This is a genomic window from Acrocarpospora pleiomorpha (assembly GCF_009687885.1).
Lineage (GTDB): Bacteria > Actinomycetota > Actinomycetes > Streptosporangiales > Streptosporangiaceae > Acrocarpospora > Acrocarpospora pleiomorpha.
This window is the reverse complement of the sequence record NZ_BLAF01000052.1, coordinates 10,520-22,385: the sequence shown is the minus strand read 5'-3', so window position 1 is coordinate 22,385 and position 11,866 is coordinate 10,520. Positions and strand designations below refer to the sequence as shown.

Below are 11,866 nucleotides of genomic sequence, written 5' to 3'. Positions count from 1 at the left end.
GTATGTGGAGGGGCTTCGGGGGTATTTGGGGGGAACGCGGGATGGGGTCGTGGGGTGGGTTGCGCACTGCGCGGAGGCGATCGTGCTTGGGGCTCGGGAGACGACGGCGATTTGTGAGGCCTTGTCGCGGTGAGTCGCGTTGGCTGGGTGTCGCCCAATGCCGAACGAGTCGTGGATCGCGCGTACTTCGACCGCTACGACGTGGAAATCGATGATGCGTTCGGCGATCGCGTGTGCCCGCTCCGGCGGCGCGCTCGGCGCTCGCGCCCTCAGATGAGCTGATGTGCCCGAGATGCGGTCATCATCGTGCCCGGCGACGAGGGAGTTGACGTGCGTGCCCGCTGGTCAACGTGCGCGTGGTTCGCCTAACCCGAGGGCTCCGGTTGCGAGCTCTTGCGAGGTTGCGGTCGCGGGGGAGGGATTCGGACAAAAGCTGACGGCGTCCCTGGAATGGGACGCCGTCGCCAGTACGTCGTACCGGGTTACCAAGCGTGCACCTTTATCTGTCTAGCGGGGCAAGCCCGTGTCGACACGCCTCCCGCGGCTGGTCGCGCGTGGGTACCCGGCAGCCGTACCCGGACACCTAGTCCGTGTCACCTTTCTACGTCGGATTCCTGCACTTGGGAACCCCTTGGAGCAAGACCTTTACCGAGCTGGGGGCCCAAGCTGCTGACACATCTGACGGGTTTGTCACACAATCAGGCAATAGATCGGTATAGTGAGCAATGATCACGGACTGTGATTGGTTGGCGGCGGTGAACTTCTGACGACCGAGCTTGGTCCCGCGAAAAAATCTGGCGCAAATTGCAGATTGCTCCTCGACGAAACTCGCGTAGATCGGGCAGCATACGGTGGTATCTCCCAATGTGGGAGTGACTGCGTACAGGGCACCTATGCAAGTCCCTTGCCATGCCCTGGCCAACTGATGAAAGCTTTCTTCTGAAACGGGACCGGCTCTACCCCCCCGGAGCCGGACCGGTCGGCGACCCCCGCTCTCCCCCCCGGCGGGGGTCGCCATCTTTCTTGACGCGACCTCGCCACACTCGGTCGGATCCTCAAGTGATCCCGATGCCGAATTGTTACCTGATGCCTGGAGGCAATCAGCGCGGGATTGCCTGCGGCGGACAGAGAAGGCCGTGCGGCGCCGAACGTCCAGCCACCGGTTCGAGCAGTCGGCCTGAGGTTTTCCACAGGGGGATGGGTTATCCACAGTTCGGGGTTCGGGGCCCCGGGCGGGGGCGTGGTTCTCGCAAAGTGGTCTCTCTCAACGGATGGAGACCTCGATGTATCGGCCGTTGGCCATTACAGATGACCAGGATCTGCTTGACGACCTGCTGCGCGTGGCCGCCGCGGCAGGGGTCGAGCTTGATGTGGCGCATGTCGCCTCGCGGGCAAGACCCCAGTGGCGTACGGCTCCGCTGATCGTGATCGGCACGGATCTCGCCGACGATCTGGCAGCCACCGGCCCGCCGCCCAGGCAGAACGTCTTGCTGGTGACCCGCACGCCGGAGGATCCCGCGACCTGGCGAAGATGCGTCGCGGTGGGTGCGCAGACGGTGCTGCAACTGCCGGCGGAGGAACGCCTTCTCGTCGCGGAATTCGCGGAAGCCGCCGAGCCATCCACTCGGGCCGGGACCGTGGTGTGCGTGACCGGTGGCCGAGGTGGCGCAGGCGCCACCGTGCTGGCCGCGTCCTTGGCTCTGTCCGCCTCGCGCGCCGGGCTGCGTACCTTGCTGGTGGACGCCGATCCCCTCGGCGGCGGCATCGACGTGGTCCTGGGTGAGGAAGACGCGATCGGCGCCCGCTGGCCGGACATCGTCGGCCGCGAAGGCCGCGTCAGCTACGGCGCCCTCCAGCGCGCGCTCCCCACGTTCGGCGAGCTCACCGTTCTCTCCTGGCATCGCGGTGAACCGATGCGCATCCCCCGCGAGGCCATGCGAGCCGTCCTGGACGCCGCCCGCCGCGGCTGCGACCTGGTCATCGTCGACCTCCCCCGCCACGTGGACGAAGCCATCGCCGAGGCGCTCGCCCGCGCGACGGCAACCCTCGTCCTGGTCCATGCAGACGTCAGGGGCGTACTCGCCGCCGCCCAAACCCTCGCCGCCCTACGCCCCCACACCGCCGACCTCAAAGCCGTCGTCCGCCCCGCCACCCTCGCCCCTGACGTGGTCGCCGCTTCTCTGGGCCTCCCCGGCGGCCTCATCTGCCCCCAACAACGCGGCCTCACCCAAGCCCTGGACCGAGGCGTCGCCCCGCCCCTAGGCCGAACCCCCCTCGGCAGGTTCTGCACCACCCTCCTCGACCACCTGGGAGCCACCCATGACCACACCTAGCCACCCACCCCACCCACCCACGCGTGCCGTCATCGCGTTGGGCGTCCCGGCAGGGGCAACTGTGCTCGCAGGACGGGAATCCGGTGTGTCCGCGGCCTCGACGCGGGCGGGCCGGTTGACGTCGCCAGCTCCCGATGGTGTGGTGGCCAGGCTGGCGGTCCCGGTGGGGGCGGGCGTGCCCAGAGCGCTGGCCTCACCTGCCGATGAGAGCGCCTCCGCAGTGAGAGCTGCGTCTTTGAACTCCTCGGCGTTCGAGGGGTTTGCGTCACCGGTTGGGGCGTCCACGTCGTCGAAGGCGATGATGTCGGAGGACGCATCGCGATTTGGTGGTTCCGATCGACCACGTAGCCGCGGATACTCAATTCCGCCTCCAGCTGCGAGAACACAGCCTGAAGTGGCTGGTGCGCCAACAACGGAGAGTGGCCTTGTCGGTGCCCATAAAGCGGCGCCTGAGCTTGTCGAAGCAGTCCGGGTTCGTCTCGCTCGAACGGGTGCGGAACCCACGCCGGCGAGGGTCGCGGCGGCGCTACGTGCCGAGCGCGCCATGTTCGGGGACGCGGAAGTCCTGGCCATCGCCCGAACGCTTCGAGCGGATCTCATCGGTGCCGGGCCTTTGGAAGCCCTCCTTGCCGCCCCAGGGGTGACCGATGTGCTTGTCAACGGCCCCAACGAAGTCTGGGTCGACGACGGCACCGGTCTCCGCAGGACAAGCGTCACCTTCCCCTCCGACGATGACGTCAGACGCCTGGCTCAGCGCCTCGCAGCCGCCGCAGGCCGCCGCTTGGACGACGCCTCCCCCTACGTCGACGCCCGGCTAGCTGGAGGAGTGCGCCTCCACGCCGTTCTCCCACCCATCGCCGCCGAAGCCACATGCCTTTCCCTTCGCCTCCCCCCACGCCACACATTCACGCTTGAGGAACTGGTCCCCGGCCCAGCAGCCACCGCACTACGCGCGATCATGGCCGCCCGCCTAGCCTTCTTGATCACTGGCGGCACAGGAACAGGCAAAACCACCCTCTTGTCCGCCATGCTCTCTCTGGCTACCCCCGGAGAACGCCTCCTGCTAGTGGAAGACTCCGCCGAACTCCGCCCCAAACACCCTCACGTGGTCCGCCTTGAGGCTCGCCCGCCCAACCTCGAGGGCGTCGGCGGCGTCACACTCCGGGACCTCGTCCGTCAGGCCCTCCGGATGCGCCCAGACCGGCTCGTCGTAGGCGAGGTTCGCGGTTCCGAGGTTGTAGATCTCCTGGCCGCACTGAACACCGGCCACGAAGGCGGCTGCGGCACTCTCCACGCGAACACCGCCGCCGATGTCCCACCCCGCCTGGAAGCACTGGCCTGCGCCGCAGGCCTTTCCAGAGAAGCCGTCCACAGCCAGATCGCGGCAGCCCTGGACGCCGTAATCCACCTAGTCCGAGACCCCAGAACCGGCATTCGCCAAGTCTCCGAAATCTCCCTCCTCCACCGAACCCCCACCGGCTTCGTCACAGTCACCCCCGCCCTCACCTTCACCCCCACCCCAGCGCCACCTGCTACAGCAGCCCTAACACCAGCCCCAACATCAGGCCCAACGCCAACCCCAATGCCATTCCCAACCCCAACACCAGGCCCAGCCCTGCCAACCTTGAGAGCCCGCTGCCCAGGCATTCCATGACCAAATCACGTGACCTCAGAGCGCGTACCACCCCAACCAACCCACGAAGGATTCCCCTCCGCCTCCCGCACTCCCTCCGTCTGTAAAGGTTCTCGGCTGTAGTGGTTCTCGACATCGATCGTCACGGCTGCTCTCACTACGGCGCTGAGTTTTCGCGCCAGGCGGGCGGCCATGAGAGCTGACCGCCGACCCCGGATTCGGGTGTTCGCGTGGCGTGAGCTAGGTGGCCGTGGGTCGGGGGTTCTTGATGACCGCCCTCACCTCATCGAACAGTTAGTGGAGTCTCACATTGGGTCCGATCGCTGTAGTGCTCGGAGGGCTGGCCGGATGGTTGTGGTTCGGCCCAACGGTTGCTTCGGCCAGGTTGCTGATGCTCCTGGGCGTTCCCGCCGAATGGTGGATGCTGCGGCGTCCCTGGTTTCGGCGGGCTCGGCCCGCAAAGGAGGCGGCGCAGTGGCGGATCGCTTCGATTGAGCTCTGCCAAGGAATCGTGGCCGAACTAACCGCTGGCCGTACACCTGGCGATGCCTTGGCCCGGGCGATCTCCTCGATTGAGGTCCCTGACCCGGCGGCGCTGAAGCCCGTCGCTGCGGTCGCACGCGATGGCGGCGACATCGCGGCTGCCTTGCTCGGAGCCGCTCCACCTGCCGGGGGCGAGGGCCTGGTTCGCCTTGCGGCTTGTTGGCAAGTCAGCGCCACCGTAGGAGGCGGCCTGGCTTCCCTTGTCGAGCGCGTAGCCTCATTCCTTCGCGAAATGGAAGCACACCGCCAAGACGTCTCCGCACAACTGGCCGGACCTCGCGCCACCGCCCGACTCCTTGCCGGCCTACCCGCGCTCGGCCTTCTGATGGCCGCAGGCCTAGGCATGGAGCCCCTGCCCTTCCTATTCGGCACCCCAGCCGGATTCGCATGCCTACTCATCGGCCTAACACTTGACGCCACAGGCCTCTGGTGGACCAACCGCCTCGTCCTCCGGGCCGAGACCGCAGGCCATTAGCTCACGGCCCTCCAGGCTGAGAGGTGGCTAGCCGATCGCTCTGTTTGCCGAGGTCGCAGGCTCTTTGCCGAGATGGAAGCAACTCGGTCGTTTGTAGGACACCTCTCGGGGTGCTGCCGGTTGGTCGAGCTTCCTGTTCGAGGCGTAGATGGGTGGCTCGCCATCATTCGGGGTGGCCCACAGGTCGTTTGCTCGCTGTCCTCGTGACAGTGAAGGTCTTGATCACCGCGAGCCGGCACGTCGACCAGGCGGAGGCCTGGGGCATCGACCGGGGTCCCTGGCATCCCGTCCGAGGCGCACAAGCGGGTCTTCATGCCGTTCTAGCGACTCGGCGACCGCGACAACCACGCGGGGGTCGGTTTTGGTCTCGGCCTCGGCTGCGGATCGTTAGCCCCTTGTCCTGTGGGCAGAGACAGCAGGTCGTTGGCGGCTGACTTCGGCAATTAAGTAGTTCACACGTAGGTAGTTCATCAGCCATGGAGAATCTGATGCTCATCCTCATGGGCGCAGGGCTAGCTGCGCTTTCAGTCTGGATCTGGCCGACGCGCAAAGGTTCGCTTGATCGTCTGCTGGAAGTGCAGAAACGATCGCGCACCGAAGGCGTCACCGCTCACTCGGGCCACCCGATGGGCAGCGCGCAGGCTCATCCGTTGGGTGCTGGACAGGCTGATCCTTTGGGCGCCGGGCCTCTTCAGCCATCCAGCGGCGGCACAAGGAGCGCCGAAGCCGAACACGCCGCACGGCAACTGCAAAAGGGCATCCTGGTCGCGGGACCTATCGCAGTGCTGACATACCTGGTCGTGGGTGGCCTGCCGGGACTGATTGCCGCAGCAATGGCAGCGACCGCCGCTATAGCTCTTGTCCGCAGGAAAGAACCAGCCAATTCCCGGCGTCGCCGCGAGCGCATGATCACGGACCTCCCATTCGCGGCCGATCTCATGGTTGCCTGCCTCCGCGCAGGCCAGCCCTTGACCGCCGCCGCAGAAACCGCCGCAAGGGCGGTGAACGGACCGCTCGGCGAATGCCTGTTCTGGGTGAGCGCTCAAATGCGACTCGGCGCGGACCCAGCCACCGCCTGGTCAGCCTTGGCCGAAGAACGCCCCCTGGCCTCCCTAGCCAGAACCATGTCCCGAGCGGTCGACAGCGGCGCCCCAGTAGCCGACGTCCTCACCCGCCTTGCCAACGACGCCCGTTACACCACTCGATCGGCGTCTTCCGCAGCCGCCCGAAGAGTCGGAGTCCAAGCAGTAGCCCCCCTCGGCCTGTGCTTCCTCCCCGCCTTCGTCTTCCTCGGCATCATCCCCGTGGTGGCCGGCCTAGCAGCCCAAGTCCTCACTCCATAAGGCTCGCTCCCTGACCCCACACCCCCTGGCCTTGCGCTCTAACCGAGCCTGGTAGGAGCTGATCGTTTAGACCCGAAAATCGCCATGAGCCGGAAGGACCCGACTGGTCGGTGAAGAGTCGCCTGCAGCGACGGCATAGCGTGAGAGCGGTCACGTGGGAGCCTTGCTGAGCGGACAGGAAGTCGAGGCTTGCTCGAGTTCGACCCTGCTTAGAATAGATAGATCAGCGAGATCGGGGTTTGCAGTTGTCTCGGGCTAATAGCCGGAACGCTGATTGTGAGCCGAAGGCTGCGGAGGCAGACGGATCGTCGATGAAGTCGATCACGAGGCTGTTCTCAGTAAGAGGGGCTGCGATCGCCAGCAGCGGCAGGTGTCCGTAGCAAAGAACCGCGAATCGACGCCGAGCGTTGGCGATCGTCGCTTTGTGGTAGCTGGTGATTCCGTAGCGGGAGATGTCCCTGTGCGGTGTGATCTCTATGACTTTGCTGCCGAGGTGCCTGGCTGCCTCGTAACAGACCCTCTTGAACTCTTGAGATCGGTCGCTGGCAACGGCGGGTCCCGGTAGCACCAAAAGCCCGTCGCCCCAAGCGGCAGTCTCCGATGAGGCTCCTCCGAGAGCCCTGCGTTCCTCAGTGTGCTCCCGTCACATGTGTCAGTCAGGTGGTTTCCGCAGCTAGGTCGGCATGGGCACGACCCTGCCGGTCGGAGCGGCGCACTGGCGAACTCGACGAGAGGGCCTTGTGGATGACTTTTTCCACAGCTGTGGATAACGGGATGTCCACAGGGCGACGGGTAGGCGTATCGGCTGGTTGATTTAACGAGCTAGTTATCCACAGCCTTTCGGTTATCCACAGAACGGGATTCGGGTCAAGCGGGAAGGGGTGGGTGCAGGGCACTCTGAGTATGGCTTCGGGCGGAGGGTCCGTCCCGGGCTTGTAGGAGGACCAGATGCGCGTGTGGACCAGCGAGCGCACCCAGGGCGCCCAGCCACTCCAGCACTCCCACCCCACCACCTCACCCCGCCACCTTCGCCTCTGCCCGACCCCTCCCCACCCCGCCAACTTGGCCGCCCCCGCTAAGTTGGCGGCCCTCATCAATCCAGCCACTGCGGCCGATTCGGCCACTGCCGCCAATCCGGAGACCGCCGTCGATCTGGCCGTCGCTGTCGACTTGGCCGCCCCGGTCAACCGGGCTGCTCCCGTCATCCCATCCACGTTCGTCCGCCGGAAACCGACCATCTCGACCGAGTCCTTGATCATCGTCGGCTCAACCGAATCCCCCAGGTTGGCGAAAGCCACCGAACGACCAACACCGCCGCTCCCGTCTCCCTCGCTAGCCATGACTGTCGGTCCCACGCCTGTCGGTCCCACGCCTGTCCGTCCTGCGCCTGTCGGTCCGCTCGTCTCCGCCGTATCACCACGATCGGTATCTACGGGAACCTCCGCACCAGCAATCATGAGCTCGATTACCTCCCCCGCTCCTCTCGACCAGCCGAAGCCAGTCAGTGCGGCACCCGCTAGCACGGAGATTCACCCCATCGAACGTGCAGATCAAGCCACCGTCAGCAGCCCAATCCGCCCGCTTCGCTTGGTGAAGCCGCTCGACGTTGTAGGTCGGACCGCTCCGGCTGACCCGCTTCATCCACTCAGCCCGGTAGCCCACACCACTACGGCTCGTCCCATTCACGCGGTCGGCCCTGTAGGCCGGAGCGCCCTGAATCATCCCGTTCATACAGTTGGCGCTATCGACCAAGCCGATCTGGTGGGCGGAGACGGCCCAGCCAGGCTTGATGCCGAGGTCGTCCCACTGGCGCTGGTTCGCTCGGCAGGACCGATCGTTCCTGCTGGTCGGGTGTCGGGAGATCAGGTCAGGGCCCGTCGGCGGGATCGAAATCGCTCATGGAGCAGGGAGCAAACGCTCGCAGTCGTGGATCGGGCACGCCGGCTAGGTGTCCAGTGGACGCTGGCTGCCGGAGCCCGAAGGGAGGCGGGCATGTCCACCGCGGAATATGCGGTCGGAACCATCGCCGCCTGCGGCTTCGCCGCCCTGCTCTTCAAGGTGGTGACCTCAGGCGAGGTGCAGGAAATGCTGGCCGCTCTAATCCAAAAGGCCCTCAACCTGGCCGGATAAATGTTGGACGGATACGTCGTGCCATCCGGGCAGAGGAGCCCGTTCGCATACCCATGCAAATGAGTGGTGTTCATGCTTCGTAGAGCTGTGGGCGTTGGCTCGGTCACCGGGGCGAAGCTGAACTCAGACGAACCTCGATTGGTTGAGCCCGAGCCGATCGGACCGGCACCGATCGATCCTGAGCCGGTTGACCAAGGATTAGTCGAACTCGGGCCCGTTGGACCAGGGCCCGTTGGACTAGGGCCGGTTGGACTAGGGCCGGTTGATCCCGGATTGGTTGGAGCTGGATTCGTCGAACCCGGGCCATTCGGTCCTGGATCGGCCGGTCCTGGATTGGTGGAACCCGGACTGATTGAACTTGGGTTCGTCGATCCTGGGTTGGTCGAATCCGGACCGACCGAACCCGGCTCGGTCGGCCCCGGGTTCGTCGGCCCCGGGTTCGTCGGCCCTGGGCAGATTGATCCTGCTCTTATAGAAGTCAGCTCGATTGGACCTGGGTTGGTCGGCTCTGGGTTGGTCGGCCCCGGGCTGGTTGGTTCTGGACAAGTTGACGCCGAGTCGGTTGAGGCGGGGTCGCTGGAGCGGGTTGAATGCGGGTCGGTTGAGGCTGGGTCGCTTAGGCGGGCGTGGGTTGAACCGGTCGAGGGTCGGCCGCGTGGGCGGGGGCGGGTTGAGAGTGGGCCGGGTGGTCCGAGGCGGATTGAGCGCGGGCTGGTTGGTGTTGGGTCACGTGGGTCTGGGCGGGTAGAACGCGGGTCGGTTGAGACCGAGTCGCGTGACCTGGGGCGGGTTGAACCGGTTGAGGGTGGGCCGCTTAGGCCAGGGTCGGTTGAGGCTGGGTCAGTCACTGCGGAGATTGCTGTGGCGTTGCCGGCGCTGGTTGTTGTTCTTGGGGCGGCGTTGTGGGCGGTGGCGGTGGTTTGCGCGCAGTTGGAGTGTGTGGACGCGGCTCGGGCGGGGGCTCGGGCTGCGGCTCGTGGTGAGAGTGCTGACGCTGTTCGTGCGGTTGTGCTGCGGTCGGCTCCAGAAGGGGCTCAAGCCACAGTTGTGGTTCATGGCGAGCTCGCGAGAGTGGAGGTCATTGCAAAGATCAGGCCTGTCGCGGGTCTGCTTGTTCCTTCATTCACGGTTTCGGCCACGGCTTCTTCTGCGACGGAACCTGGTGTGACGCAGTAACGGTGAGTTTCGCTACTTGTGTGAGTCCGGCACATTGTGTGGGTCCGGCGTGCGCCGAGGACGCCGACGACCTGATCACTGGGGTCTCGGGGTGAGGTGGGGCACTCGGTGATGAGGCGATGGGTGACGCCGGGGCCGGGCCTGCAACCACCACCTGGGCGAAGCGGTCCATCAGTGGGCCTTTTGCTGCCTGACCAGCAGCGCCTGGGCTGGAGAGTCCTAAACGCCAAGATCGTTGGCGGCGCCAAGCACCACAGAGCCCTGCGCGAACTCGGTAACCGCTGGCTCGAAGTCCTCTGGCGCTGTTTGCGCCTCGGTGTCCGCTCTGGGGGAGAGGCGATGAACGATGTTGGCGGCAGAGTGGCGTGGCGAGGAGAGGGGAGAGCGAGAGAGGGGGATACGGGGAGGCAGGGTGAGAGTGGTGCTGCGGGAGCGGGGAGCAGGGACGGTTTGGGTTGTGGCTGCCACGGCGCTGGTTTGGGTGGTGGCGGTGGTGGGTGTTCAGGTTGGGGTTGGGCGAGTGGCTTGGCATCAGGCGCAGTTGGCGGCTGATCTTGGGGCGCTGGCGGCGGCGAAGTTGGCCTTCGCGGATCCAGAGGGCGCTTGCGGGCGGGCTCGACGGGTTGTCGAAGTCAACGGAGCGGCGCTTACGTCGTGTGCGGTCTCCGATGGTGCTGTCGATGTCTCCGTCGCGCTGAAAGTGTCGTTGCCTGCGCTCGGAACTCGGACGATCACTATGGACGCCAAGGCAGGTCCGGCTGACATATCGGGTCCATAGCACCGCAAGGCTGTCCAGGCCGACCAACCGTGTGTCAACGGCGTGCCAGAGCCGGTTCGGCAGCGCCGCCGACAAGCGACGCCGTGGATCGCTCACCTGGGCTGCTATGACCTCGGACGACAGGCCTCACAGAACTCACTGGATCGCCTGTGCTTGTTGGCCTCACGGAATTGTGCCAGATCCCCCTGGGGGTGCCTGGGTTCTAGGACGCCGTCAGGGGGTCAGTTTGGCAGCGCCCCCGGCACCGTGCTGTTGGTGCCTGTTGGGGGCCTGGTTCATCGGGGTTGCCGCTCCGATTCACGGGCTTCCCCACGCGGCATGGCCGTGGGCTGCGCCGTGGGCCGTGGTGTCCGCCTTGCTGATCAACTGTGCCGTTGCGTCCGTCAAAGCCTGATTCGACGGGTTACGACTCCGCTCTCCTAGCTGATCGACTGTGCTGCTGTTGCCACCTGCCAGGGGCATGGTTCGGCGGATTCGGCTCCGCTGTCCTGGTGGATCGATTGGGCTGTTGCCGCCTGTGGGCAGCCTGCGGAGCTGTCCTTGCGAATGTCGTGGAGGAGGGTGGAGAGGGGGTGTGTTGAATTGTGATTTTTTGGACAACGGGTCCAAGAGTGACGGTTGTTGAATAAGGTGCCGGTTGCCCTCGGTTCGGTGTGGTCTGTGGGGTCTCGTGTGGGAGGCCCCGGGTTGTGGGTGTACGGGTGTAGGCATTTGTGGGCTTATATGTCCGTTCCTGGGATCGGGGTTGGGCTCTGGGCGAAGGGATGCGTCGTGGTGGCGGAGCGGCGGGTTTATCGGGGATTGGTGCTTGTGTTTGGTTTCCGTGGGGTGCGTCGTTTTCTTTGGGGTGCGGGGGCGGTGGGTCTTCTTTTGGGATTGCTGGCGGGGCGTGTGGAAGCCAGTGTTCGGACAGCGGGGAATGGGATTGACAGTCCTGTGGCGGGGGCTGTGGTTAAAGGTGCGGGGATTAGTGCGGCTGCGCATATTGAGAATGTTTGTGAGGGGACGCTTTCTGTTCTTGGGCCGTCGAGGGAAGTGCTTGGGAGTGAGACTGAGCGGATTTCTTCGCTTTGTCTTGGGCGGGCTTCTATTCAGTTCAGTGTGGAGTTGGAGGAGTCTGCCAGTAACGGGGTGTATTCGGCCAGGCTGACGATTAAGGGGATTGGGGAGGGGGCTGAGCATACGTTTTTGGTGCGGAGGCCGCCTGCTTCGCCGGAGGGGGTGGCGGCGGAGATGCAGGGGAAGAAGGTGGTGGTGAGCTGGGATAAGGGGGTGGAGTCTGATCTGCAGTCGTATGCGGTTGCTAACGATCAGGGCGGGGAAGCCGGGGCGTTTTCTGTGGGGGATGTTTGTTCTGGGGAGCGTTGTCAGGCGGCGTTTGCGGTTCCTTCGGCTGCGGTGGGGAAGAGGTTGGGGTTTTCGGTTAAAGCGTTTCGGGGGGATGGAGTCGGGGGG

The 11,866-nt window shown here is 65.3% G+C and carries 8 protein-coding genes; all 8 read left to right on the top strand.

What is annotated here, in order from left to right; translation table 11 throughout:
* Positions 1–1,283: 1,283 nt before the first annotated feature.
* Positions 1,284–2,333, top strand: a complete 1,050-nt coding sequence (gene ssd, locus Aple_RS36290; protein ID WP_155349275.1) for a septum site-determining protein Ssd — start codon at positions 1,284–1,286, stop codon at positions 2,331–2,333.
* 301 nt (positions 2,334–2,634) lie between these two features.
* Positions 2,635–3,987 carry a TadA family conjugal transfer-associated ATPase gene (locus Aple_RS36285; protein WP_155349333.1) on the top strand — a complete coding sequence of 451 codons (1,353 nt, stop codon included), beginning with the start codon at positions 2,635–2,637 and terminating at the stop codon, positions 3,985–3,987.
* Between the two features lie 370 nt (positions 3,988–4,357).
* On the top strand, positions 4,358–4,984 hold the full coding sequence (locus Aple_RS36280) for a type II secretion system F family protein (protein ID WP_155349332.1): 627 nt from the start codon (positions 4,358–4,360) through the stop codon (positions 4,982–4,984).
* A gap of 488 nt (positions 4,985–5,472) precedes the next feature.
* Entirely contained in the window at positions 5,473–6,327 is an 855-nt protein-coding gene (locus Aple_RS36275; protein ID WP_246264998.1) for a type II secretion system F family protein, read from the top strand.
* A 948-nt stretch (positions 6,328–7,275) separates the two neighbouring features.
* A complete protein-coding gene (locus Aple_RS56080) occupies positions 7,276–8,457 on the top strand; it encodes a DUF4244 domain-containing protein (RefSeq protein ID WP_308805536.1) in 1,182 nt (393 codons plus the stop codon).
* A 72-nt stretch (positions 8,458–8,529) separates the two neighbouring features.
* On the top strand, positions 8,530–9,633 hold the full coding sequence (locus Aple_RS55770; protein ID WP_281361643.1) for a TadE family type IV pilus minor pilin: 1,104 nt from the start codon (positions 8,530–8,532) through the stop codon (positions 9,631–9,633).
* Positions 9,634–9,979: 346 nt separating this feature from the next.
* Positions 9,980–10,411, top strand: a complete 432-nt coding sequence (locus tag Aple_RS36265) for an Rv3654c family TadE-like protein (protein WP_155349273.1) — start codon at positions 9,980–9,982, stop codon at positions 10,409–10,411.
* 1,101 nt (positions 10,412–11,512) lie between these two features.
* A partial coding sequence (locus Aple_RS53775) for a hypothetical protein (RefSeq protein WP_218038677.1) occupies positions 11,513–11,866 on the top strand: 354 nt, incomplete at its 3' end.

Excerpts from the sequence above, each read along its gene's own strand:
- ssd (WP_155349275.1), top strand. The coding sequence starts at position 1,284 with ATGTATCGGCCGTTGGCCATTACAGATGACCAGGATCTGCTTGACGAC.
- Aple_RS36285 (WP_155349333.1), top strand. The coding sequence starts at position 2,635 with ATGTCGGAGGACGCATCGCGATTTGGTGGTTCCGATCGACCACGTAGC.
- Aple_RS36280 (WP_155349332.1), top strand. The coding sequence starts at position 4,358 with ATGCTCCTGGGCGTTCCCGCCGAATGGTGGATGCTGCGGCGTCCCTGG.
- Aple_RS36275 (WP_246264998.1), top strand. The coding sequence starts at position 5,473 with ATGCTCATCCTCATGGGCGCAGGGCTAGCTGCGCTTTCAGTCTGGATC.
- Aple_RS56080 (WP_308805536.1), top strand. The coding sequence starts at position 7,276 with ATGCGCGTGTGGACCAGCGAGCGCACCCAGGGCGCCCAGCCACTCCAG.
- Aple_RS55770 (WP_281361643.1), top strand. The coding sequence starts at position 8,530 with ATGCTTCGTAGAGCTGTGGGCGTTGGCTCGGTCACCGGGGCGAAGCTG.
- Aple_RS36265 (WP_155349273.1), top strand. The coding sequence starts at position 9,980 with ATGTTGGCGGCAGAGTGGCGTGGCGAGGAGAGGGGAGAGCGAGAGAGG.